The organism is Litorilinea aerophila (assembly GCF_006569185.2).
Taxonomy (GTDB): domain Bacteria; phylum Chloroflexota; class Anaerolineae; order Caldilineales; family Caldilineaceae; genus Litorilinea; species Litorilinea aerophila.
The window spans coordinates 86428-110411 of sequence record NZ_VIGC02000016.1 but is presented as its reverse complement, the minus strand read 5'-3'; the positions used below and the strand labels follow the sequence as shown (position 1 = coordinate 110411).

At 63.0% G+C, this 23984-nt stretch carries 20 protein-coding genes; 15 read left to right on the top strand and 5 right to left on the bottom strand.

All coding sequences use genetic code 11. The annotated features are described in order from the left end of the window. Window positions 1-109 precede the first annotated feature (109 nt). Window positions 110-523: a single-stranded DNA-binding protein gene (locus tag FKZ61_RS13655; RefSeq protein ID WP_170199708.1), complete on the bottom strand. Its 414-nt coding sequence runs from the start codon at window positions 521-523 to the stop codon at window positions 110-112. Window positions 524-867: 344 nt separating this feature from the next. Here FKZ61_RS13655 and FKZ61_RS13650 point away from each other — a divergent pair, with 344 nt between their 5' ends. From FKZ61_RS13650 to FKZ61_RS24315, 4 genes are all read left to right on the top strand, one after another. Next, complete coding sequence (locus FKZ61_RS13650; protein ID WP_170199706.1) at window positions 868-2088, top strand: M24 family metallopeptidase; 1221 nt, start codon at window positions 868-870, stop codon at window positions 2086-2088. 107 nt (window positions 2089-2195) lie between these two features. Continuing rightward, window positions 2196-3050, top strand: coding sequence for a (Fe-S)-binding protein (locus FKZ61_RS13645; RefSeq protein ID WP_141610680.1), 855 nt, complete (start codon window positions 2196-2198; stop codon window positions 3048-3050). Window positions 3051-3062: 12 nt separating this feature from the next. Then, complete coding sequence (locus FKZ61_RS13640; protein WP_141610679.1) at window positions 3063-4511, top strand: LutB/LldF family L-lactate oxidation iron-sulfur protein; 1449 nt, start codon at window positions 3063-3065, stop codon at window positions 4509-4511. A 2-nt stretch (window positions 4512-4513) separates the two neighbouring features. Then, window positions 4514-5392 (top strand): LutC/YkgG family protein, encoded by an 879-nt coding sequence (locus FKZ61_RS24315; protein WP_141610678.1) that lies wholly within the window; start codon window positions 4514-4516, stop codon window positions 5390-5392. A 177-nt stretch (window positions 5393-5569) separates the two neighbouring features. On the opposite strand, the gene FKZ61_RS13630 is transcribed toward FKZ61_RS24315, so the two are convergent. Beyond that, entirely contained in the window at window positions 5570-6442 is an 873-nt protein-coding gene (locus tag FKZ61_RS13630; protein ID WP_141610677.1) for a hypothetical protein, read from the bottom strand. A 78-nt stretch (window positions 6443-6520) separates the two neighbouring features. Next, the gene (locus tag FKZ61_RS13625; protein ID WP_141610676.1) at window positions 6521-7735 is read right to left on the bottom strand and encodes an ROK family protein; all 1215 of its coding nucleotides are present in this window, start codon (window positions 7733-7735) and stop codon (window positions 6521-6523) included. A 750-nt stretch (window positions 7736-8485) separates the two neighbouring features. On the opposite strand from FKZ61_RS13625, the gene FKZ61_RS13620 reads away from it, so the two are divergent. From FKZ61_RS13620 to FKZ61_RS13580, 9 genes are all read left to right on the top strand, one after another. Further along, entirely contained in the window at window positions 8486-9607 is a 1122-nt protein-coding gene (locus FKZ61_RS13620) for an extracellular solute-binding protein (protein WP_229964252.1), read from the top strand. Window positions 9608-9750: 143 nt separating this feature from the next. After that, the gene (locus tag FKZ61_RS13615) at window positions 9751-10677 is read left to right on the top strand and encodes a carbohydrate ABC transporter permease (RefSeq protein WP_170199705.1); all 927 of its coding nucleotides are present in this window, start codon (window positions 9751-9753) and stop codon (window positions 10675-10677) included. Between the two features lie 65 nt (window positions 10678-10742). After that, window positions 10743-11642, top strand: coding sequence for a carbohydrate ABC transporter permease (locus FKZ61_RS13610; RefSeq protein ID WP_141610673.1), 900 nt, complete (start codon window positions 10743-10745; stop codon window positions 11640-11642). Between the two features lie 130 nt (window positions 11643-11772). Then, window positions 11773-13197 (top strand): enolase C-terminal domain-like protein, encoded by a 1425-nt coding sequence (locus FKZ61_RS13605; RefSeq protein WP_141610672.1) that lies wholly within the window; start codon window positions 11773-11775, stop codon window positions 13195-13197. Beyond that, window positions 13194-14207, top strand: coding sequence for a hydroxyacid dehydrogenase (locus FKZ61_RS13600; RefSeq protein WP_170199703.1), 1014 nt, complete (start codon window positions 13194-13196; stop codon window positions 14205-14207). Before FKZ61_RS13605 ends, FKZ61_RS13600 begins: the two co-directional genes overlap by 4 nt. Before the next feature lie 99 nt (window positions 14208-14306). Next, entirely contained in the window at window positions 14307-15104 is a 798-nt protein-coding gene (locus tag FKZ61_RS13595; RefSeq protein WP_170199701.1) for a sugar phosphate isomerase/epimerase family protein, read from the top strand. Window positions 15105-15484: 380 nt separating this feature from the next. Next, window positions 15485-16402: an ABC transporter ATP-binding protein gene (locus FKZ61_RS13590; protein WP_141610669.1), complete on the top strand. Its 918-nt coding sequence runs from the start codon at window positions 15485-15487 to the stop codon at window positions 16400-16402. Window positions 16403-16496: 94 nt separating this feature from the next. Next, the gene (locus FKZ61_RS13585) at window positions 16497-19409 is read left to right on the top strand and encodes a Gldg family protein (protein ID WP_141610668.1); all 2913 of its coding nucleotides are present in this window, start codon (window positions 16497-16499) and stop codon (window positions 19407-19409) included. Between the two features lie 133 nt (window positions 19410-19542). After that, entirely contained in the window at window positions 19543-20613 is a 1071-nt protein-coding gene (locus tag FKZ61_RS13580) for a DUF4340 domain-containing protein (protein WP_229964251.1), read from the top strand. 285 nt (window positions 20614-20898) lie between these two features. On the opposite strand, the gene FKZ61_RS13575 is transcribed toward FKZ61_RS13580, so the two are convergent. Next, window positions 20899-21399, bottom strand: a complete 501-nt coding sequence (locus FKZ61_RS13575; RefSeq protein WP_141610666.1) for a YfcE family phosphodiesterase — start codon at window positions 21397-21399, stop codon at window positions 20899-20901. 196 nt (window positions 21400-21595) lie between these two features. On the opposite strand from FKZ61_RS13575, the gene FKZ61_RS13570 reads away from it, so the two are divergent. After that, a complete protein-coding gene (locus tag FKZ61_RS13570; protein ID WP_141610665.1) occupies window positions 21596-22558 on the top strand; it encodes an FxLYD domain-containing protein in 963 nt (320 codons plus the stop codon). 106 nt (window positions 22559-22664) lie between these two features. Continuing rightward, window positions 22665-23303 carry a sortase gene (locus FKZ61_RS13565; protein WP_229964250.1) on the top strand — a complete coding sequence of 213 codons (639 nt, stop codon included), beginning with the start codon at window positions 22665-22667 and terminating at the stop codon, window positions 23301-23303. 25 nt (window positions 23304-23328) lie between these two features. Here the strand turns inward: FKZ61_RS13565 and rimI are convergent, their stop codons facing one another. After that, complete coding sequence (gene rimI / locus FKZ61_RS13560) at window positions 23329-23949, bottom strand: ribosomal protein S18-alanine N-acetyltransferase (protein WP_141610663.1); 621 nt, start codon at window positions 23947-23949, stop codon at window positions 23329-23331. Window positions 23950-23984: the final 35 nt, after the last annotated feature.

Here is a 23984-nt window from a genome sequence, read left to right as displayed (position 1 = left end):
AGAGGGGAGTCCCCGGGCGCGCCGGAATCAGGCCCATAAAAAATGCGCCAGGATATCACTGGCGCATTTTTTCGCGTGTGGCAGATGTAACAGAATCGTCTTCGGCGGCCTAGAACGGGATGTCCTCGTCGCTGAGCTGCTCCTCCCCGCCGGCCATGGCGCCCGGATCGGCGCTGAAGCTGCTACCGCCGCCGTCCCGACCACCCAGGAAGCGAATGGTCCGGGCCGTCACCTCCAGGGACGCGCGCAGGTTACCATCCCGGTCGGTCCAGGGACGGGCCTCTTCCACCTCGCCCAAGACCAATACCTGACGCCCCTTGCTCAGATACTGGCTGACCAATTCCGCGTCCCGCCGCCAGGCCGTGACCCGGAACCAGGTGGTCTTCTCCTGGCGCTGGCCATCCTGGCTGTTCCAGACCCGGTTGACGGCCAGGCTAAAACTGGCCACAGGCACGCCACTGGGCGTATACCGCATCTCCGGATCGCTGCCCAGATTGCCGACGAGCATGATCTGCTGAAACATCGAGTCCTCCTTTGGACGTGAAAAATACGGGGGTATTGTTGGCATCGCCTGGGGCGATGGGGTTCAACCACGACTGTGAGAGATAGTGAGGGGCCGCCACGGAAGAGGCGTGGTCACACCATATGGCTCGCCCAAATTGATTGCCCCCATTGTACCAGAACGGCGGGCCCTGTCAAATTTTTCCCGGCCTGACAGAACAGACGTTCGAGGTCAGATCCATACCAATTCCCACCGGCAATTGGACGTCCGCCCTAAACCGTGCCATAATGGACATGCCAGATTGGTCAAGACGAACCGATGCCCTCCCCGGGGCTTCTCACCTGTTCTGCCGTGGGATCCAAACCGTGAACCGAAGCAGAATTCAAGCCTACCTGCAGGAAAATGGGCTGGATGGCTGGCTGCTCTACGACTTCCGGGGCACCAACCCCATCGCCCTCCACGTGGCCGGCCTGCGCCACAGCGGTACCCGCCGCTGGTTCCTCTGGATTCCCGCCCAGGGAGAGCCCACCTGGCTGGTCCATGCCATCGAAACCACCACCTTCGCCCACGTGACCGACCCGATCCTGACCTATGTGGGCTGGCGCCAGCTGCGGGAACGTCTGGCCCGGCTGGTTGTCGGCGCGGACGGCCGCCGGCCCCGCATTGCCATGGAGTACAGCCCCCAGGGCGCCATCCCCTACGTCAGCACCGTGGACGCGGGCACCAAGGAGCTGGTGGAAGCCGCAACCGCCGCGGAGATCGTCAGCAGCGCCGACCTGGTGCAGCAGGTGCAGGCGGTGTTGACGTTGGGCCAGCTCCAGAGCCACCGCCGCGCGGCAGAAGCCTGCCTGGCGGCCAAGGACGCGGCCTTCGCCCTGGTCGCCCAACGGCTCCAGACTGGGGACTCCATCACCGACTACGACGTCCAGCAGTTCATCCTGGAGCGCTTCGCCGCCGCCAACATGGACAGTGATCACCCGCCCATCGTGGCGGTCAACGGCGATGCCGCCAACCCCCACTTTGCGCCTTCCGCCGACCGCCGCCGGCCCATCCGCCCGGGCGACATACTCCTCATCGACCTCTGGGCCCGAGAGCAGGGCGATCCCCAGGCCTGCTTTGCCGACATCACCTGGACCGCCTACTGCGGCCCCGAGGTACCGCCCAAAGTTCGGCACGTCTTCCAGGTGGTGGCCGCGGCCCGGGACCGGGCGGTGGCGTACATCCAGGCTGAACTGGACGCGGGGCGGCCTGTCTACGGCTACGCGGTGGACGACGCCTGTCGCCAGGTCATCGCCGACGCCGGCTTCGGCCCCCACTTCATCCACCGCACCGGCCACAGCCTGGGCACCCAGGTCCATTTCGTCGGCGTGAACATCGACAACCTGGAAACCCAGGACCAGCGCCGTCTCATCCCCGGCGTGATGTTCACCATCGAGCCAGGCATCTACCTGCCCGGCTACGACTTCGACGACAGCGGCGAAGCCAGGGGGGTGGGCATCCGCAGCGAGATCAACTGCTTCATGCACGGCGACCGGGTGGAAGTGACAACCCTGCCTGCCCAGTCGGCCGTGCTGCCACTTTTGTGAACCGACTGCGTAAATCCCGGCGGACATTCACCGGTAGCGTCCCCTCCAGTCAGCGCAGTCAGATTTCCGCCGCGGTATTTACGCCAGACTGCTGAGATGAATCGATCATGCACCGGAAAACCTTCGAGCAACCACCCCGCCGCGTCGCCCTCTTTGTCACCTGTATGGTCGACATGATCTACCCCGAAGTGGGCATGGCCACCGTGGAGCTGCTGGAGCGCCATGGCGTCGAGGTCATCTTCCCGGAAGAACAGACCTGCTGCGGCCAGCCGGCCTTCAACGCCGGCTACCGGGACGAGGCCCGGGTCCTGGCCCGGCGCTTCCTGGAGATCTTCGGTCCCCTGGTGGAACAGGGCCAGGTGGACGCCATCGTGGCGCCCAGCGGTAGCTGCACCACCATGACCAGCCACTTCTACGCCACCCTCTTCGACAGCGCAGCCAACCCGGCCGAACGGCGCCGTTGCGAGTCCCTGGCCGCGGTCACCTTCGAGCTCACCGAATTCCTGGTGGATGTCCTGGGCGTGACCGACACCGGCGCCCGCTTTCCCGGCAAGGTCACCTACCACGCCTGCTGTCACCTGCTGCGGGAGCTCCAGGTGGATGCCCAGCCCCGGACGCTGCTGGCCAACGTCCAGGACGCGGAACTGGTGGAGCTGACCGGCGCCGAGGAGTGCTGTGGCTTTGGCGGCCTCTTTTCCATCAAAAATGCCGGCATCAGCACCGCCATGGGCCAGCGCAAGGCCCGCTACCTGGCCCAGAGCGGCGCCGACGTGGTCGCCCTGTGCGACGTGAGCTGCATGACCCACATCAACGGTCTGCTCAGCCGCCAGGGACAGCACTGCCGGGCGGTCCACATCGCCCAGATCCTCAACAGCCAGGTGGACGTGGAAGCCCCACCTCCACCCCCGGCGCCAGACCAGGAGGCGGTCCAGCAGCCCCGCCGGTGGCAGGACATTCGTTGAGAGGAGAGCACCATGGCCACATCCACCATCGACCTGCACGCGCCTTACAAAGAGCGGGTGAAGCTTGCCCTCCAGAATCTACACCTGAAAACCGCACTCAGCCGTTCCACCGTCCGCCTCAGCAGCGCCCGGGTGGCGGCCATGACCGCGGTGGACGGCCAGCGGCTGCGGGACCAAACCCGCCAGATGAAGGAGTACGTCCTGCGGAACCTGCCGGATTTGCTGGAGGAGCTGGAGCGTAACATCACGGCCAACGGCGGCCATGTCCACTGGGCCCGGGACGCAAGTGAGGCCCAGGCCATCGTTCTGGAGATCGCTCGCCAGGCCAACGTCCAGAAGGTGGTCAAGTCCAAGTCCATGGTCACCGAAGAGATCCACCTGAACCAGGCCCTGGAGGAGGCTGGCCTGAAGGTGGTGGAGACCGACCTGGGCGAGTATATCATCCAGCTGGCCGGCGAGCCGCCCAGCCACATCGTGGCGCCGGTGGTCCACAAACGGCTGGAGGACATCAGCGCCGTCTTCCAGGAGAAGCTGGACATGCCCCCCACCCTGGATCCCGAGCAGATGTGCGCCATCGCCCGGGCTCGCCTGCGCCAGGAGTTCCTCACCGCGGAGATGGGCATCAGCGGGGTCAACTTCGCCATCGCCGAGACGGGAACCGTCTGCATCGTCACCAACGAGGGCAACGGCCGCATGGTCACCTCCATGCCCCGGGTCTACGTGGCTGTCATGGGCATCGAGAAGCTGGTCCCCACGGTGGAGGACGCCTTCCTCCAGTACCAGGCCCTGTGCCGCAGCTCCACCGGCCAGCAGTGCAGCGTCTACCTTTCCCTTACCAGCGGCCCCCGGCGGGAGGGGGACGTGGATGGGCCCGAGGAGTTCCACGTGGTGCTTCTGGACAACGGCCGCAGCGACATGCTGGCCCGGGGCTACGGCGAGGCGTTGCTCTGCGTGCGCTGTGGCGCCTGCCTGAATGTCTGCCCCGTCTACCGGGAGATTGGCGGCCACGCCTATGGCAGCACCTACAGCGGCCCCATCGGCGCGGTGATCAGCCCTCTGCTGCCGGCCCAGGTGACCAACGCGGAGAAGCTGCCCCACGCCAGCAGCCTCTGCGGCGCCTGCCGGGACGCCTGCCCGGTGAAGATCGACCTGCCCCGGCTACTGCTGGACCTGCGCAGCGACCAGGTGGAGGCCAACCAGGCGCCCTGGCTGGAACGCCAGGCCATGGAAATCTTCGTCCGCACCATGAGCAGCCGCCGCAGCTATGAAAACGCGGGCAAACTGGCCAGCCTGGCCAGCAATACCATGGCCGCACTCAGCGGCGGCAACCTGAAGTTCATGCCGCCTCCCCTTTCAGCCTGGACCCAAAGCCGGGACTTCCCGCCCTTTGCCAAAAAGAGCTTTCGGGAGCTGTGGGCGGAGCGCATGGCCCGTCGCCGCACCATCCAACGAGGAGGTTGACCGTGGAAGCCCGCGATGAAATTCTGGGCAAATTGCGCCAGACTTTGGCCCGGCCGGACCTGCGTTTCCCGCCGGCCCGGGTAGAGCCCCTCACACCGGAAACCCGCATGACCGTCACCTCGGCCAGCGGCACCCAGGTGGAGCTGGCCCACCGCTTCGGCCAGGAGCTGGAGAAACTCCACGGCAGCTACCAGGTGGTGGAGACTGCGCCCGAAGCCCGGTTGGCCCTCATCAACCGTCTTCTGGCGTGGATGGAGGAAGAAAAGCTGCAACGCAAAGGCGCCGTCGTCGTCACCGGCCAGGAGCGCAGCGTCCTGGCCTGGGATCCGGCCAGCCTGCCCATCCCGGGGCTGGACGTGGCCCTGGCCGACATGGAGATTCAGCTGGTGGCGCCCCGCGCCCTGCTCACGGCCGAAAGCCGGGAAGCTGTGCGGGCCATCCGCTATGGGATCACCGGCGTGGAGGCCGCCTTCGCCAGCACCGGTTCCATGCTGGTCGCCTCTGGCGCGGGCACCAGCCGGGCGGCCAGCCTCCTGCCCCTACGCCACATTGCCCTGATCCCCTTCGACCGGCTCTATCCCACCATGGAGGACTGGCTGGCCGAAGAGCGGGAGGCGCATCACCTGGTGGACTACGTCCGCAGCCACGCCAACCTAGCCCTGATCACCGGTCCCAGCAAATCGGCCGATATCGAGATGAACCTGACCCTGGGGGTCCATGGTCCTAAATTCGTCCACGCCATCCTCTTCGACCGCACGGCCCGAAGCCAGCGTCAGCCCGTGGTGTCCCTGACAGAGGAGGAGGCAGAAGACGAACCGGCACGGACCAAGAGCCGTCCCGGCTTCGACGTGGAGATACCCATGCCACCGACCAGGCAGTGATAGCACTACTGGGATCCGGGTATTTTTCAACGGGAGGATGACGTCCCGGTAGGACAATATTTTTGACCTTGGCTCATCTACCACAAATATGCGCGATCCATCCTGGTTTCACAGGGAACCAAACAGGTTCGCACACATTTGGGAGATGAGCCTTTGACCTTTTTACAGCAGAGCCGGCTATTGGTTGAGCGCGTGTTGGAGGGCTTCGTCCCAGAACTGGTACGTGCCATCCTGGAACAGGGCGACGTGGTCTTCCCGGGCGCGGTTCATGCCCCCTTGGGAGACGTTTTCTCCCGCCACCACGGGGACAGCCACATGGCCCAGGGAGCGTAGAATGGCGGCGCGGCGCCGTGCCCGCTCCACATCATTGCGGTCCACCACAGAGGAGACTTCCACGGCCAGATAGACGTCGGTGGGCACATCCAGGTCACGGGGGCGTCCTCGCACAATGAGGTCCAGCAGCAGGAGTTCATCCCGGTCGGCAGGGGGCAGCGTCTCGAGCTGCTCCTCGATCTCCTGGATGGGCACGATCCGGACGCGCCGGAGTACCCGGCCGAAGTAGGCATAGGCCTTTTCCCGATACGACTGCTCCAGCCGCCACCCTGTGTTTTTGGCCAGGGCGTCCTGGAAGCGCTCCATGGTTTGCACCAGGCGATCCATGCGCTCCGTCAGCGCTTCGATCCGCTGCTCGGTGCGGCGCTGGGCTTCGGCCAGTGCCGACACTGCCTCCTCCAGGCGGCTGACCTGTTGCTCGGTGTGGCGCTGGGCCTCGGCCAGCTCTTCGACCCGCTGCTCGGTGCGGCGCTGGGCCTCGGCCAGCTCTTCGACCCGTTGCTCGGTGCGGCGCTGGGCCTCGGCCAGCTCCTCGACCCGTTGCTCGGTGCGGCGTTGAGCCTCGGCCAGCTCCTGGACAGTGGCACGGAGGGCATCGAAGTCTTCCCGACGCACCGCATATTTTTCCCGCAGATCGCGCTCCAGGGCCTCTATCAACTTGAGCATGGAGGGCTGCAGCTCTGGCGGGAATTCCTGGATGATGCTGATGATGCTCATCGACTTCTCCTTCGGGGGAAACGCGCTCTGGAGAAATTATAGTATGAAAGCATCTGCCACTACAACCAATGGATGAACTCAATGGCGTGCAAAAATGAGCTCACTGGCATGTTGCAGGACCAGGACGGCAGCGCCAATGGCGCCGGCATATTGGCCCAGGTTGCTCATCACGATCTCGAGGGCCGACAGGGGGTACGCCATGGCCCGACGTTGTACTTCTGCCCGCAGGGGATCCAATAAGATACGCCCTTCCTGCCCCACGGGGCCGCCGATGACGATCAGCTGCGGGTTAAATAAATTGATCAGGTTGGCGATGGCCAGCCCTAGATATTGAGCCGTCTCCAGGACAACCTGTTGGGCGATGGGATCGCCGGCTTCCGCGGCCATAAAGACGGTCGATGCGGTAAGGCGTTCGGGGTGATCGCCGGTTAAAGCCCGCAGGAAGCTATCTTCCGCGCTGCGGAGCGCGGCCCGTGCCCGGTTGGCGATGGCCGGTCCAGAGGCCAGTTGTTGCAGGCAGCCACGATTGCCGCAGGGACACAGCGGTCCGTCCGGCAGGACAGTCACATGGCCCAACTCCCCGGCACTGGAATTGGCGCCGATGTAGAGTTTATTCTCGTGGACAATGCCTGCGGCGATACCGGTGCCGATGGAGATGTAGATGATCTCTGTGATGCCGGGCTGGGGATCGCACCAGAGTTCGGCGAGGGCGCCCACCTTACTGCGATTGGCCACAAACGTGCGCATCCCCAGTTCTTCTTCAACCATATCCCGAAAAGGGACCTCAAACCACCCCACGTCTACAGCCGATTTAATGACCCCGGTCGACATATCCACGAGACCTGGCGTTCCCACCCCCAGGGCCGGTAAGATTTGCGCCTCATGGACCTGGGCCATGAGGGCCCGCACCCCGTCGCACAGGGAGCGCACTGCAGCTTCTGGGGTCGAATTTGGGATGGGTACATCCAGAGAGTGAATGACCTGGGCGTCCAGGTTGGTCATCACAATGCCCCACTGGCTGTCCCGCATGCGGGCGCCGATGGCGTACGCTGCGTCGGGGTTGAACTCCAGCAGAACCGGCGGGCGCCCCCCGGTGGAATTGCCCAGGCCACTCTCCCGGGCCACGCCCACTTTGATGAGATCCTCCATCAACACCGTGACAGCGGCCCGGCTCAGGCCGGTGCGCTGGGCCAGCTCGGGCCGGGAGAGGACGCGGGCCGCTTTGAGCTCGTCAAAAAGCCGGGCTCGGTTGATCTCCTTCAACAATTCTGGTTGCCCAGCACGTTGGTTCAATTTCGTCGCTCCGTGCGGTGGTGGACGTTCAAGAGTCGATGCGAAACGGATTCAATGGGTGCCCCGAGAGAGTTTATACCGGCATGGGAGTATTTTATGGAGTATTAATCGTAGTCGCTTCTGGCGGGATTGCCAAACTCCCCTCTGAGATAACACAAGACCCCTTGTTTGTCAATAGAAATGCAAAAGTGGCGAGGTGTGCCAGGTGTGGATTGCCGCATCCTCCGATTGACCCCGGTTGGTTTACCCGAGGGTTGCGGATGCCAGGCTTGCTGTGAGAGGTGCGTGTGGCTTTTTGGATCATTTATTTTGTAATTGATATTGACAAAGTGGTTGTGTTGTGATACCCTGGAATCGTCTCCGTCGAGATATTTCGTCTCTCCCATTCCATTTCTTGAAACGCTGCCTGTATGTCCGATTCAGCGGCACAAAGGCACGTGTTGACAATTTGTAATTCAGTGTAGGTTTGTGCGCTGATGGTTGTTTTGCGTGTCTACTTTCACTTTAAGTATTGCAAAGGAGGATACGATGGCTCCTGAGAGCAAAGCACGGGGTGTTGGTGTAGGATTGACACGGCGGGAGTTTCTGCGCCTTTCCGCCCTGGTCAGCGGGGCTGCATTGGTCGTGGGGTGTGCGCCTGCCGCAGCTCCACAATCGGGTGGGGCGAGCGAGAGCACAGGGGATGAGATCGTCCTGGAGATTTGGACCTATCCTCGCACTGAGAATGACGCGGAGTTGGTCTATAAGCCCATGATGGAGATCTTCCGGGAGAAACACCCGAATATTCGGCCCCAGATCGATGTGCAGCCCTGGGGCGGGCGTCGGGAGAAGCTCTATGCAGCGGCTGCAGCAGGGACTGCGCCTGATATCTGGTTTGCCACCACAGATACGATTCCTGCTTACATCGAGAAGGATGTCATCCTCCCGCTGACGGATCTCCTATCGCCCGAGGATCTGGCCGACTATAGCGAGGCCGAAATCGAGGCGGCCAGCTTGGATGGCCAACTGTACATGCCCTTGACAGATGCCGAGGTGAACGGTATCGCATACAATGGCGCACTTCTGCGCGATCTGGGCCATGATCCCGAGACTGCCCAGTTTGCTACATGGGATGAGTTGATGGCCCTGGGCGCGCAGGCCAAGGAAAAAGGGCTTTTCCTGGAGGCTTATACCACCTTTAGCTGGTCGGAATGGCTCACCATGGTCCACGAAGCAGGTGGAACTGTGTATACCGAGGACCGGACCCGCACGAGGATGACAGAACAACCTGCAATCGACGCGCTGACGAGATGGGTCAACGAGTATCAGAATGGATGGATACCGCCGGAGACGGCTGTCGGCAGTGTGGATGAACAGGAAGGCGTGCCGGATTATTGGCTGGCGCTGGAGCAGGTAACTGCCCGTCGGGAGGATGCCGCCTGCATCCAGGACGTCGAAGCCAATCCTGCGCTGGAATATGTGATCGGGCATCCCCGCAGCAAAGATCCTTCGATATCGCCCGTGTCTGGCGTTGTATCCGGTCAGGGTTGGGCCATCACCAAGCAATCCAAGCATCCAGAGGCCGCCGTGACGTGGATCAAGTTTATGATTCAGCCCGAGATGATCGGCATGTACAACAACCTGGCCGGCACCATCCCGGTCGGAACCAAAGCCAAAGAGTTCTGGAACCCCGATCCGTGCGTGCTCGAGCACGTGAATCGGTTCTCTCCCTATCTCTTTGCCGGTGTGGACGCCAACACCCTGTGGCAGGAAAGTAAAGTGGTGTGTGGCCCTCACTTCCAGGCGGCTCTCCTGGGCGAAGAGACTGTGGAGCAGGCTTTGGAGGCCATCGATAAAGAGCTGACCGCCCTCCTTCAGGAGAAGTACGGCTAGTCGAAGAACAGGGATAGGCCTTTGAGGTCTAGAGGCTCTCCGCCATCTTCCGCTTTTGCGCTTCCGTAAAGTGCAGCTACCGTAAGGATGGGGGGTTGACCTCAAAGGCCTTCGATTTCGTTCATCATGATGGAGCTATGACCATGTCTAGCACTTTCCCGATGGCCCACCGCAGAACCTCTTTCGACAACCTCAAAAAGCGACTTCGTCAGTCGTTACCCTGGTATCCGTTCATTCTGATCAACATCGTTATTTTCTTTGTGTTCAATTTAATCCCCTGGATCTCGATGATCGAGACCAGTTTTTATGATACCGATTTGCTTAGTTCTAAGGAGTTCGTGGGGCTTGGCAACCTGGTGCGTATGGTGACCGATCCCCAGCTTCACCGGGCGGTCCTCAATACCTTCTACTTCACGTTGATGTACATCCCCTTGCTGGTGGTGATATCTCTGTTCGTGGCCATCCTGGTTAACCGCCCCCTTTTTGGGATGCGATTTTTTCGCGCCTTATACTTCCTGCCCAACGTGACCTCGATCGCTGTATTGAGCCTGGTCTTCCGGCGTTTCCTGTCTCCACGGCCGGATGCGCCCATTAACTTTCTGTTGGGGCAGGTGGGGATTCCTCCACAAAAGTTCCTGATCGATGTGCACCAGGCTATGCCTAGCATTGTGGCAATCAGTCTGTGGGAAGCCTTCGGCTACTTCATGGTGATCTGGCTGGCCGGTTTACAGGGGATCCCGACCGAAATGTACGACGCGGCGCGGGTGGATGGCGCTGAGGGGTGGAAGTTGCATCGGTATGTGACCCTCCCTTTGTTGCGGCCCACTGCGGCTTTCATCATCATCGTGGCAACCATCGGTGCGCTCCAGGTTTTCGGCTCCATCTTTATTCTGACGGGTGGTGGGCCGGTCTATGCCACGACGACCGTGGTCTATTACATTTACAGCCAGGCCTTTAATTTTGGGCGCTTTGGCTATGCGTCCAGTTTATCGATCCTCTTTTTCATCATTATCTTGATTATTACGCTGATCCAATCCCGCTTTCTGCGCTTCGGTGAAGAAGTGTATTAAGCTCCTGGTTTTCTCCCCGAGAGTACAGCGTCAATCCGCATGGATGCCGGCTACAGGAGGCTGAGATGGCGACGGCCAAGTCCACGCTTGTAGAATCTGATTTGAATCTCCAGCAACGCCTATCCAATCGGCGTCGGGCCAACATGATCAAGGAAGGGATCAAACAAGGGCTCATCTATCTGTTGATGATACTCGTCGCCATCACGACGACCGGCCCTTTTTTGATTATGATATCGGTCTCTTTGACCCAAAATATTCGTTTTATCACGTTTCCGATCGATCTGCTGCCGGATCCGATCACGTTTGAAAATTTTCATACCCTGTTTAGTAAAACCATGGCGCTGCGCTGGCTGTTCAATAGCTTTTATGTGGCGACCGTATCCACGGTCGGGGGCGTGATTACCTCGACCATGGCAGGGTATGCTTTTGCCCGCGGCGATTTTATTGGGAAACGGCTCATTTTTACCCTGTTTTTAGGCATCCTGATGATGCCGGAGTCCGCGCTGATCGTGCCTCAGTTTGTGGTGCTATCTCAGTTAGGCCTGGTAAACACCTACACGGCGCTGATCGGCCCCTGGTTCGCTTCCATCTTTGGCACTTTCCTGATGCGCCAGCAGTTTTTGAGCATCCCCCGTGACTACGATGACGCAGCAACGATCGATGGTGCCAATTTGTGGCAAATCTATTGGTCTGTGTTGTTGCCCCAATTGAAGCCGGCCATGGCTACCCTGGCCGTATTGCGCTTTATGGGCAATTGGAACGCTTTCTTGTATCCTATGGTGGTGACTTCACGGGCTCATCTGCTTACATTGACGGTGGGGCTTGGCACTGTCGCACGCTCCGGCGGGGATGCCGGTTTAGACATGGCAGGGGCCGTGATAGGCTTTCTGCCCACTTTCGCCATCTTCATTTTCATGCAGCGTTACATCATTCAAGGAATTTCCTTGAGCGGTGTCAAAGGTTAGCAGGGTCAAATGTTCGCAAGCTCACAGATTCAAGCTCACAGATTCAAGTGTAGCGTTGTGAAGCATCGGTATAAAGTTTCGGCATCAGCTATCATCTCAGGCCTGATTTTCATTTTCAACATCAAACACCATGCAAACTGACATCCGCATCCGCGCCATCGAAACCTTTACCGTCATGACCCGCTGCCGCACCCCCCTCAAGTTCGGCGCGGTAGTGGTGGATGAACTGCCCATCGCCTATGCCCGGGTGACGGCGGAGAACCGTCGCGGCCAGGTGGCCACCGGATGGGGCGCCATGTTCCTCATGGACCTGTGGGCCTGGCCCGTCTCCAGGGCTTCCCACGAAGCCAAAAACCAGGTGATGCAAACCCTCTTTCAGGAATACGCCCGCCTGCTGTCCGCCTATCCGGACTTCGGCCACCCCATCGAGATCTTCATGGAGTCCGAAGCCGAACTCCAGCGCCTCAACCGCCAGATCTGCGCCCGGCTGACGCCAGACGAAGAGATGCCCTTTCTGGGCGCGCTGATCTGTGCCAGCCCTGTGGACCATGCCGTCCACGACGCTTTCGGCCAGGTCAACGGCATGGACTCGTACCTGGGCCACGGGCCAGATCACATGGGCTTTGACCTGGCCCGCTACCTGGGGCCTGAGTACAAGGGCGTCTACCCCGCCCAGTTCCTGCGCCAACGCTACGTCCCCTGGTTGCCGATCTTTCACCTGGTGGGCGGCCTGGATCTGCTGCGCCGGGAGGAGGTCACCGACGAGTATCCCCAGGACGGCATCCCCAATTCCCTGGACGACTGGATCGAGCGGGATGGGGTCTACTGCCTGAAGGTCAAGCTCCAGGGGCGGGACCTGGACTGGGATCTGGAGCGGACCCTGGCCGTCTCCCGGGTCTATCATGAAGTGCGGGAGAGCCGGCGGCCGGATCTCCCGGCCCGCCCCTATCTCACCGTCGATACCAACGAGCAGTGCGAGTCTCCCGACTACATGGTGGCATACCTGCGGAAGATCCAGGAGAGGGCCCCCCACGTCTACGACGAGATCCTCTACCTGGAGCAGCCCACCGGCCGAGATCTCTCTGCCCACGGCTGGGACATGCGCGGCCTGGCCCGGCTGAAACCGGTCCTCATCGACGAAAGCCTGGCCTCCCTGGAGGATTTCGAGCGGGCCCTGGCGTTGGGCTGGTCCGGCATCGCCCTCAAGAGCTGCAAATGTCTTTCCGCCGACCTCCTCTTCCTGACCATGGCCGAGCTGGCCCACATCCCCTACGCGGTGCAGGACCTGACCAATCCCTCCCTGGCCCTACTCCAGTCGGTGGGCCTGGCCGCGCGCAGCCACCCCATCCTGGGGGTGGAGGCCAACTCCCGACAGTTCTTTCCCGCCGCCAACGCCCGGGAAGCAACCATCCATCCCCATATCGTCCACGTCCGCAATGGCCACATTCGCACCGACTCCCTCCAGGGGGCCGGCCTGGGCCTGCGGGTGGACGAGATGGAAGACTTTGCCCAATGGGTTACCCAACACGCCCACTCCCTGGAAGGAACGAAATGATGACCGCAAAACCCAAAGTCCTGGTTCTCACACCACCCAGCCTCTACCAGACCCTCTTCAGCGACGAGGCCGATGCCCGGCTGCGGGCCCTGGCCGATGTCACGTTCAACCCCGAGGAGCGCAACTGGTCATCAGAAGAACTGGCCGCCCGGATTTCCGGCTACGATGCCGTCGTCACCGGTTGGGGCTCTCCCCCCTTCACCGACGAAGTGCTGGATGCGGCCGACCGCCTGCGCCTCATCGCCCACTCAGCCGGCTCCATCAAGAAGATGCTCCCGCCTGCGGTCTTTCAGCGGGGCATCGCCGTGACCCATGCCGCGGCTGCCATCGCCCCTGCCGTGGCCGAGATGACCCTGACCCTGATCCTGATCTGCCTGCGTCGGGTGCACATCCTGGATCGCCTCCTGAAGGCCGGCACGCCCTGGCGGGAGGTGAAAGAACAGGGGATGGGCCAGGAGCTGGCGGGCAACCGGGTGGGCGTGGTCGGCGCCGGTTACACCGGCCGCTGCGTCATTCAGCTCCTGACCGCGTTGAAGGCCGAGGTGTGGGTCTACGACCCCTACCTGCCCCCCTCCCGCGCCGCCGAGCTGGGTGTGCGCAAAGTGGAGCTGGACGAGCTCTTTGCCGGCTGCCCCATCGTGACCATGCAGGCGCCGCCCACCGCGGAGACCTACCACATGGTCGGTTCACGCCAGTTGCAGCTCCTGCCCGACGGCGCCATCTTCATCAACACTGCCCGTTCCCATACCGTGGATCAGGACGCGCTGCTGGCCGAGCTGCGCACTGGCCGCATCCAGGGGGCGCTGGACGTCTTCGACCAGGAGCCCCTGCCTTCGGACAGCCCATTCTTACAACTGGACAACGTCATCGTCACCCCCCACGTGGCCGGCGCCTCGGTGCAGGCCCGCCGCCGCCAGGGCCAGATTGTGGTGGAAGAGCTGGAATCCTTCTTCGCCGACGAAACCCTGCGCTACGAGGTCCGGTTGGAGATGTTGGAGACCATGGCCTGACCGGTCCCCAGCATACACAAATTGCGCCGATGTTGGCGGGTGGGTCGCTCCAAAGACACTGACAAAGAGATGAGCACTTTGTTGCCAGGAGGTGAATCCATGGCGGATAACAAACTCGCCGTTTTCGTCAAACCCTGGAAATCCCTCTCCCTGCCCGAGCTGGGGGCCCACGTGCGCCGCCTGGGCTTCACCTGGATCGAGCTGCCCGTGCGCCCCGGCTTCCCGGTGGAGCCCGACTCCATCGAGCGGGAGCTGCCCAAGGCCGCGGCCATCCTGCGGGAGGAGGGGGTACAGATTCTCAACATCACCGCCGATCTGCCCCTGGACGACGAGCGGCTCTACGCCGCCTGTGCCGAGGCCGGCGTCTCCATGAACCGGGTGATGTTCCGCCGGGGAAACCTGCCCTACTGGGAGGCAGAACGGGCCGCCCGAGAGCAGCTGGATGCGGCCCTGCCCCTCTGCGAGCAATACGGGGTGCAGATCGGCGTCCAGAACCACGCAGGCAACTTCGTCGCCGTCCATGAGCTGGGGCTGTACCACCTGCTCAAGGACTACGATTCCCGCCACGTGGGCGCCATCTGGGATGCGGCCCACAACGCGCTCCAGGGCATGGACCTGGACGCCGCCCTGGACGTGGTGGCTCCGTACCTGTGCTGCGTCAACCTCAAAAACGGCTTCTGGCAGCGCACCAATGGCCCCGAGGCAGAATTCGCCCAGTGGAAAGTCTACTGGACCTCCGGCCGTCATGGCCGGGCCTCCTGGCCCACAGTGGTCGAGCGGCTCAGAGCCATGGACTACCGCGGGCCCATCTGCCTCACGGCCGAGTACAGCGACCACGGGGCCGCCGACCGGCTCATTGTGGAAGATCTGGCCTTTCTCCATTCTCTCCTCTCCTGAAACGGGCCACCCAGAAGCGCGGCCCCGGCGAGAGTGTCCACCCCCTGGTTTTTCCCATTCTCCCCACCACCGAAAAAGCACCATGCCCCAGGATCCCGGGGCATGGTGCTTCACTGACCGCGCTAACAAAACACTTACACACCACTAATCTTGCACTAATCCAGGAAGAGAATAATATACAGTTGTCGTGGAATCCTGGGTATCATCCAGGATGGACGCAGTCGTAGATCCCGGCTGAAATTCGCCGCCAGTTTCCGCCCAAAATTTCGTCAGAGACGGTAAGGCCGCCGAATTTCGGCCCGGGGGCTTAAGGCCCGACTGCTCTAGACGGACACACTCCCCCTGAGACTTCGACGGCCAAGCGACTGTGGAGGCTCTGCATGATCGATGTCCATGGCGTGAGCAAGGCGTACGGAACCATCCGGGCCCTCTCCGATGTCTCTTTCACCATCGAAGAAGGTGAAATTGTCGGGCTGTTGGGCCCCAATGGCGCAGGCAAGACCACCCTCATCAAGATCCTCACCGGCTATCTGCAGCCGGACGAAGGCCAGGTGACCATCGCCGGCTTCGATGTGTTGACCCAAACCCAGGACGTTCAGGCGCACATCGGGTATCTGCCCGAGAATGCCCCCCTCTACCCCGAGCTGTCGGTGCAGGCCTACCTGAAGTTGATGGCCGATCTGCGGCGGGTGCCGCCGGCGGAGCAGAACGAGCGCATCGCCCGGGCCGTCTACGCCACCGGCCTCACCGACCGCCTGACCCAGCCCATCGGCCAGCTGAGCAAAGGGTATCGTCAGCGGGTCGGGCTGGCCCAGGCCATCCTCCATCGGCCCAAGTTGCTGATCCTGGACGAACCTACCGTGGGGCTGGATCCCACCCAGATCGTGGAGATCCGCCGCCTGATCCGCCGACTGGCCCAGCACGCCACCATCCTCTTCTCCACCCACATCCTGTCAGAGGTCGAAGCCCTCTGCGACCGGGTCCTGATCCTGATGAACGGTCAGGTGCGGGCCGACGCCCGCATTTCCGAGCTGGCCACCACCCACAACGCTATCCTCGTCCTGAATCAGGAAGTGGCCGGCGTGCGGGACGCGTTGGCCAGGCTGGACGGTGTGGTGGCTGTGGAGCGGGACAGCCAAAATGGCTACCCCTTCTACCGGGTACGCGGCCGGGAGGACGCGGACCTCTGCCCGGCCATCTATCGGCTGGCCGCCGACCAGGGCTGGCCGGTCCGGGAGCTCCGCAACGACGTGCAGACGCTGGAGTCGGTCTTCAACCAGTTGGCTGTGGCTGCCTGAGGCCCCCGGCCGGCGTCACCCCGTTACCCTTCCCTGGCGTCGGCCGCCTGGGGAATGGACCTCATCCTCGTTTTCAGAAACGTAGGAGCCCGTTATGCGACAGATCCTTTCCATCACCCGCAAAGAGCTGGAGAGCTATTTCGGCTCGCCCATGGCCCTCATCTTCCTGGGCGCCTTTTTGGCCGGCACGCTCTTTACCTTCTTCTGGGTGGACACCTTCTTCGCCCGGGGGATTGCGGATGTGCGGCCACTTTTCCGCTGGATGCCTCTGCTCCTGATCTTCCTGGTGGCCGCCCTGACCATGCGACAGTGGAGCGAAGAACAGCGGGCCGGCACCCTGGAGATGCTCCTGACCCTGCCTGTGACCACCACCCAAATGGTGTTGGGCAAGTTCCTGGCCGTCATGGCCATGGTGGTCCTGGCCCTGCTCCTGACCCTGCCCCTGCCCATCACCGTAGCCCAGCTGGGCAACCTGGACTGGGGGCCGGTCTTTGGCGGCTATCTGGCCGCCATCCTGCTGGCCGGCGCCTACACGGCCATCGGCCTCTTCGTCTCCTCCCGCACGGACAACCAGATCGTGGCCCTTATCGCCACGGGTCTGGTGGGCGGGGTCTTCTATCTGGTGGGGTCCAGCGCCGCGGTCGACTTTGTCAGCAACCAGGTGGGTGAACTGATGCGGGCCCTGGGCACCGGCAGTCGCTTCGAGAGCATCGAGCGGGGCGTCATCGACCTGCGGGACCTGGCCTATTACCTCTCCCTGACCGGCATCTTCCTGGTGCTGAACAAGCTCTCCCTGGACAGCAAACGGTGGAGCCATGGCGCCCGCACCCGGCCCTACCGGCGCCGTCAGGCTGCCCTCTCGGGCCTGCTCATCGCCAACCTGGTTCTGGTCAATTTCTGGCTCTACCCCCTCCATGGCCTGCGCCTGGATACCACCGAGTACCGGGAGTACAGTCTCTCCCAGACGACCCAAGATCTGCTGTCCAACCTGCAGGAGCCCCTGCTGATCCGGGCCTACATCAGCAGCCGCACCCATCCCCTCCTGGCGCCCCTGGTACCCCGCATCAGCGACATGCTGAAGGAGTATGAGATCGCGGCCCGGGGGCGGGTCACCGCGGAAGTGGTCGACCCCACCACCGATCCGGAAATCGAGGCCGAAGCCAACCAGACCTACGGCATCCGCCCCACCCCCTTTCAGGTCTCCGGCCGCTATGAAGCCTCGGTCATCAACTCCTACTTTGACATCCTGATCCGCTACGGCGACCAGAGCGTGACCCTGGGCTTCAACGACCTGATCCAGGTGGAGCCCAACCGGGACGGTACCATCGATGTGCGGCTGCGCAACCTGGAATACGACCTGACCAGCGCCATCAAAAAGGTGGTCTACGGCTTCCAGAGCGTGGACGCCCTCCTGGCGGCCATGTCGGAGCCAGTGCACCTGACCCTGATCGTGACGCCCAACACCCTGCCGGCTGATCTGGCCGAGGCGCCCGCCACCATCCAGAAGGTGGCCGAGGCCATCGCGGCGGAGTCGGACGGCAAGTTCACCTTCGAGCAGATCGACCCGGACGCGGCCGACAGCAAGATGAGCCGCCAGGAGCTGCTGGACACCTACGGCCTGCAGCCCTTCCCGGTCTCCTTCTTCTCCGACCAGAGTTACTACCTGCACATGCTGCTCCAGATGGGCAACCGGCAGCAGGTCATTTACCCCACCGGCAGCCTCAGCGAGGCGGACATCCGCACGGCCATCGAGTCGGCTTTGAAGCGCAGCGCGCCGGGCTTCCTCAAGGTGGTGGGCCTGTGGACGCCGCCCGCCACCCCCACCACGGACATGTTCGGCCAGCCCCAGCAGCCGCTGGCCTCCTGGAATATGATCCAGGAACAGCTGAGCAGCGAGTACACCGTCAAGCCGGTGAACCTGAGCGATGGCCAGGTGCCCGAGGACATCGACATGCTCCTGGTCATCGCCCCCCAGAATATGAACGACAAAGAGCGCTTCGCCGTGGACCAATACCTCATGCGGGGTGGGGCCGTGGTGGTCGCCGCCGGCAACTACACCATCGCCCCGGACATGTTGACCGGCGGCCTGGGGGTGACCAAGGTCGAAAACGGCCTGCGGGAGATGCTCCAGAGCTACGGCGTGGACGTCCAGGAAGCCATGGTGCTGGATCCCCAGAATGAGCCCTTCCCGGTGGCGGTCAACCGCACTGTAGGCGGCTTCCAGGTGCGGGAGATCCAGGCCCTGAGCTACCCCTTCTTCGTGGACGTGCGGCCCGACGGCATGGCCCGGGATAACCCCATGGTCTCCAACCTGCCGGCGGTGACCATGAACTGGGTCTCCCCGGTGGTGGTGGACGAGACCAAACTGGCGGAGCACGACGTCACCGTCCTGCTCCAGTCCAGCCCGGCCTCCTGGCTGCGGACCGATACCAACATCCAGCCCGATTTCGAGGCCTATCCCGAATACGGCTTTGCCGTGGAGGGCGAGCAGAAGTCCTACCCGCTGGCGGTAGCCGTCCAGGGTACGTTTACCAGCTACTTCAAAGACAAGCCGTCGCCCTGGGAGGCGTCCAACGAGGAAGGGGACAGCGGCACCACCACGTCCCAGGATCAACCTCCGGCCACCTTCCTGGACCAGTCGCCGGAGACTGCCCGGCTGGTGGTCATCGGCAGCGCGGAGTTTGTGGATGATCTGGTGCTAAATCTTTCGGCCCAGTTGACCCAGGACCGCTTCCGCAACAATCTGCTCTTCCTGCAGAACGCGGTGGACTGGTCGGTGGAGGACCTGGATCTGCTGAGCATCCGGGCCCGGGGAAACAACGTCCGCATCCTGAAGCCGCTGACCGAGCGGGAGCAGTCCATGTGGGAGATCGCCAACTACGGGGTGGCTTTGCTGGCCCTGCTGGTGGTGGGCGGCATCTGGCAGTGGCGACGCCGCCACGAAAAGCCCATCCCCCTGGGCTCGCCCACCTCCTTCGGCGACCTGGGCGTGGAGTCGGGCGGCTGATCCACCGCTGGCTCCACGGCCCAAATACCGCAGCGGCGCCGAGGACATTGGGCGTTTCGCGGGCGCCTTTGCGGTGATGGCACCCTCTGGCAAGAGACCAGGCCTCTCTGCACGACGAGATGGGAGTATGAAGATGGCAGGTAATGTGGAATCGGTCGACAAACGATCCCCGCTGGGGCGTGTCCTGCGGGGCGGCGGCAACGGCGACGTGCTGTTGTACGGCCTGACTGGCCTGCTGGTGATCCAGCTGGTGCTGGCCGTGGTCATGCTCTGGCCCCGCTCCGCCACGGTGGACGCCGGCCAACCCCTCTTCCCGGACCTGACCCAGGACAATGTGGTGGCCCTGACCATCGCCGGGGAAGACGACACCCAGGTCACCCTGCGCAAGGCAGAGGACGGCTCCTGGGTGATGCCAGACCGGGGCGACTTCCCGGTCAAGGCCGACAAGGTGACCACCCTGATCGACAAGCTGATGGAGCTGAAGACCAACCGCCTGGTGGCCAAAAACGCGGCCAGCTATGAACGGCTGAGCGTGGCGGACAATCAGTTCATCCGGCGCATTGACCTGGAGCTCAGCGACGGCAGTCAGCACACCCTCTACCTGGGCACAGCGCCCCGGGTGGCCGCCACCCATGTGCGCCGGGGTGACCAGGCCGAGGTCTACCTGGCCGCCAACCTTCGCAGCTATGACGCCGGCAACCAGCCCCGGGACTGGATCGACACCATCTACTTCAGCGCGCCCCGGGAAGAGATCGTGGCCATGACCCTGACCAATGCCAATGGCGAGTTGCACTTCACCAAGAACGCCGGCGCCTGGACCCTGGAGGGGCTGCAGGAAGGGGAGGAGTTCAACGAGAACAACCTGGCCTCCATGATCACCACCCTGACCGGTCTGAACATGGTGGAGCCCCTGGGGAAGGAGGCGAAGGCCGAGTACGGTCTGGATGAGCCCACCGCGGTGATCCAGGTGACCACCCAGAAGGAGGATGAAGAGCCCCAAACCCACACCCTGACCATCGGTGCCAAGAGCGAGGATGGCCGCTACTACGTGATGGCCTCGTCGGATTCACCGTACTACGTTTACGTCTCCGAGTACACGGTGGAGCGCTTTGTGGAACGGGGGCGGGCTGACTTCATCAAACAGCCAGAGGCCACACCGGAGGCAACCCCGGCAAGCACCCCGGAGGCCACGCCGGTGCCCTGATCCCTGTGAGCCGGATTCGGAGGAACGATTCCCCTCCTGCCTCCCAGCGGGGGAAGGCGGCTAGTACAGCCCGGCGGAAATAGACCCATGGATTCGTGGTGCGTAGTGGACCGTAGGTCACGCCTCCCTGCGTGACAGAGGTGCAGGAGCCCCTGTCCGGCCGGGAGGCCGGACCTACGGGAGGGATGGGGCTGAATAGTTACGATTTCGGGTAGGCTACCTGGCCTCGCAGCACACCGCTCCGGGAGCGGTGTGCTGCCTTTTGGAGGCATCCCCGCTCCGGGCTTATGGGTTGAGGTGCTGCAGCGTGAAGGTGTGGGCGTCGCCGTCGTAGAGTCCCCAACTGACCACGCCGTGCATCCCCAACAGCTCACCGGGGTTCACCAGCAGACACTCCCCGATGGTCTCCACCTTGCGCTGGTGGTTGTGGCCATAGCAGACCAGGTCGAACTGGCCGGACTGGGCGATGCGTAGGGCCGGTTCCGGGTAGTGGATCAGCGCGATCCGCCGGTTGCCAACGGTCAACTCCGCGTAGATGCCATGGAGGGTGACGTGGCCGTGTCTGGCAGCCATGGTCTGCAACAGGCGGCCATCGCCGTCGTTGTTCCCGAAGACCGCGTGGATGGGCCCGGAAAAGCCCTGGGCCAGCCGGTCCACCATGAAGGGCGCGCAGAAATCGCCGCAGTGGAGGAGCTGTTCGGCGCCGGCGTCCCGGGCCAGCGCCAGGGCCCGGTCTAGATTCCAGATGTGGTCGTGGCTGTCAGAAAAGACCGCAATTTTGGCCATGATGTTCTCCTGGGATTGAGATGGAAAGTTCGGGGTCCGGAGTCCTAAGTCCACAGTCCCGACTTCGGACTCCGGACCTTTCACGGAATCCGCTTCGGTCGCCGCGGTGTATCTATGGTATACTCCAGTCTATATGTTTTCAGAGCAAATGCAAGCTGTTTGGGCAAATCGCTGGAGTAAACGAAGGGCGCTCCTGTTGTTCCTGTTGGCGGGGTTGGCTGCCGGCTGCGGCCAGGTGATCACCCTGACGCCCACGCCTACGCCCATGCCGACGCCCACCATCAGCCTGGATGTGGTGGGCGGCACCGCTGCCCCCACGCCTACACCCGCGCCCTACACGCCAGAGCCTACCCCCACCCCCACCGTTACGCCTACGCCGGTGATCCATACCATCCAGGCGGGCGAAAGTTTGTTGGCCATTTCCAGCCGCTATGGGGTGAGCGTGGCCGCCCTCCAGGAGGCCAACGGCATCCTGGATCCCCGCTTCCTCCAGATCGGCCAGCAGCTGATCATCCCACGTCAGGAAGACGTGGATGAGGACACGGCCGCCACCGCCACGCCCACGCCCCTGCCGGTGGCCATCGAAAATCTTCATTTCAGCGAGACCACCATTGGAGGCCTCTGGGTGCTGGGCGAGGTAAACAACGGAACGGGCACCGCCCTGGAGCAGGTGCGGGTGGGCATCTCCCTGCTGGACGAATCCAACAACGAGATCGATCAGGCCCAGGCCCTGGTGGCCCTGGACCTGGTGGATCCGGGCGAGCGGGCGCCCTTTGCCATCCTCTTTGGCACGGTGCCACGCCCCTTTGACCACTACCAGGTCTACCCGGTCAGCGCTGTGCCGGCCTATGTGGGCGGCTACTACCGGGATCTGGAAGTGCGGGATCTGACCACCGAGAGCGAACGCTACGCTTCCTACACGGTGACCGGCGTCATTCAAAATGTGGGCCCCGAAGAGGCGGTGAATGTCCAGGTGGTGTTGACCGCGTATGACCCCATGGGGCGGGTGGTGGCGACCCGCAAGGTGGATCCCGAGCACAACGTGATCCCCCGGGGCGGGGAGACCACCTTCACAGCCATGCTCACCCCCCTGGGCGGTCCTGTGGTGCGGGTGACCGCTGTAGCCCAGGGACGCCGCCTTCAGCCGACGTCCCCCTGATGGGGCAGCCAAGGTGCTTCCATGGGCCGAGTCATGAGGATCGACCCGTTATCATCCGTGGTTTTTATATCCGCTGTTATCATCCACACAAGGGGAGAGCCCCGTGATGCGTCGCAACCGTCGCTCCCGATCTTGGTTTCACCCGTTCCTGCAGATTCTGCTCTTGGGCATCGGCGTTATTGTCGCCGGCTGTAGCACGCCAGCCGTTCCCGCTGCGCCGGCTCCAGCCGCCCCGCAGCCGGTCCGCCAGGCATCGGCGCCAGCACATCGCCCCATCCCCGACCGGATCGTGATCCCGGCCATCGGGGTGGATACCCCCGTGGTGGAGCTGGGCTGGCATCCGGCCCGCTCGGACGAAGGGGCCATCTTCAGCGAGTGGGATGTGGCGAAGTATGCTGCAGGCTGGCACAAAAACAGCGCGGTGCCCGGCGAAGGGGGCAACGTGGTCCTCAGCGGCCACAACAACATCCTGGGGGCGGTCTTTCGGGAGCTGGACCTGTTGCGCAAAGGCGATGAGATCGTCCTCTGGTCCGAGGAGGAGCAATTCGTCTATAGCGTGAGCCAGGTGGTCATCGTGCCGGAGAAGCACGCCTCGCCGGAGCAGCGGGCCAAAAACGCCCGCTGGATCGGGCCTTTCGACGACGACCGGCTGACGCTGGTGAGCTGCTGGCCTCGCAACGACAACACCCACCGCATCATCGTGGTGGCTCACCCCATTCAGCCCGGACAGACGGCGGCACCGTAGCGCGGTGCGTCGTCTGTCGCCCGCATCAGGGACGCCGGATGGGCTCGCCGGATTCGGCCCGTTCGTCGGGTTTGCGGGCAATCTCCTCCCGGAGGGCTTCCAGCCGTCGCCAGACGTCCGGATGGTCCAGGTCGAAGAGGGTCATGAGCAGGGCATCCTCGCCGTTGTCGTGGTAGTAGCGCCGCCGCCGCCCCACCTGCACGAACCCCAGGCTGTTGTACAGCGCGATAGCACCCCGGTTGCTCACCCGGACCTCCAGGGTGGCCAGCCGCGCGCCCGAGACCCGGGCCACGGTCAGCATGTTCAGCAGGAGCCAGGTGCCTAGCTTGCGTCGGCGCCACTGGGGGTGGGTGGCGATGGTGGCGATGTGGCCTTCTTCCCCCAGGCACCACAGCCCGCCATAGGCCAGGATGGGCGGCGCTTCTTGCACCCCCGGCCCCGGGCGTACCGCCCAGTAGGAACCGATGCGGTTCCCCTGAAGTTCCCGCTGATAGGTGCTGCGAGACCAGGGCGTGGGAAAGCTTTGTACCTCCAGCGCCATGACATCGTCCAGATCGGCGGGTGTCAGAGGTGTGAAGATGGGCGATAGTTCATGGGGAAACCGCTGGAGCGGCAGTAAAACGTTCGGTTCTTCTTGGTGCATCATCTCTTCCTCCAGGCTTCCAGGCCATCCCTCGCTCT

Excerpts from the sequence above, each read along its gene's own strand:
- rimI (WP_141610663.1), bottom strand. The coding sequence starts at position 23,949 with ATGATGCACCAAGAAGAACCGAACGTTTTACTGCCGCTCCAGCGGTTT.
- FKZ61_RS13620 (WP_229964252.1), top strand. The coding sequence starts at position 8,486 with ATGATGGAGATCTTCCGGGAGAAACACCCGAATATTCGGCCCCAGATC.
- FKZ61_RS13595 (WP_170199701.1), top strand. The coding sequence starts at position 14,307 with ATGGCGGATAACAAACTCGCCGTTTTCGTCAAACCCTGGAAATCCCTC.
- FKZ61_RS13645 (WP_141610680.1), top strand. The coding sequence starts at position 2,196 with ATGCACCGGAAAACCTTCGAGCAACCACCCCGCCGCGTCGCCCTCTTT.
- FKZ61_RS13575 (WP_141610666.1), bottom strand. The coding sequence starts at position 21,399 with ATGGCCAAAATTGCGGTCTTTTCTGACAGCCACGACCACATCTGGAAT.
- FKZ61_RS13615 (WP_170199705.1), top strand. The coding sequence starts at position 9,751 with ATGTCTAGCACTTTCCCGATGGCCCACCGCAGAACCTCTTTCGACAAC.
- FKZ61_RS13640 (WP_141610679.1), top strand. The coding sequence starts at position 3,063 with ATGGCCACATCCACCATCGACCTGCACGCGCCTTACAAAGAGCGGGTG.
- FKZ61_RS13600 (WP_170199703.1), top strand. The coding sequence starts at position 13,194 with ATGATGACCGCAAAACCCAAAGTCCTGGTTCTCACACCACCCAGCCTC.
- FKZ61_RS13605 (WP_141610672.1), top strand. The coding sequence starts at position 11,773 with ATGCAAACTGACATCCGCATCCGCGCCATCGAAACCTTTACCGTCATG.
- FKZ61_RS13565 (WP_229964250.1), top strand. The coding sequence starts at position 22,665 with ATGCGTCGCAACCGTCGCTCCCGATCTTGGTTTCACCCGTTCCTGCAG.
- FKZ61_RS13610 (WP_141610673.1), top strand. The coding sequence starts at position 10,743 with ATGGCGACGGCCAAGTCCACGCTTGTAGAATCTGATTTGAATCTCCAG.
- FKZ61_RS13630 (WP_141610677.1), bottom strand. The coding sequence starts at position 6,442 with ATGAGCATCATCAGCATCATCCAGGAATTCCCGCCAGAGCTGCAGCCC.
- FKZ61_RS13580 (WP_229964251.1), top strand. The coding sequence starts at position 19,543 with ATGGCAGGTAATGTGGAATCGGTCGACAAACGATCCCCGCTGGGGCGT.
- FKZ61_RS13585 (WP_141610668.1), top strand. The coding sequence starts at position 16,497 with ATGCGACAGATCCTTTCCATCACCCGCAAAGAGCTGGAGAGCTATTTC.
- FKZ61_RS13590 (WP_141610669.1), top strand. The coding sequence starts at position 15,485 with ATGATCGATGTCCATGGCGTGAGCAAGGCGTACGGAACCATCCGGGCC.
- FKZ61_RS13655 (WP_170199708.1), bottom strand. The coding sequence starts at position 523 with ATGTTTCAGCAGATCATGCTCGTCGGCAATCTGGGCAGCGATCCGGAG.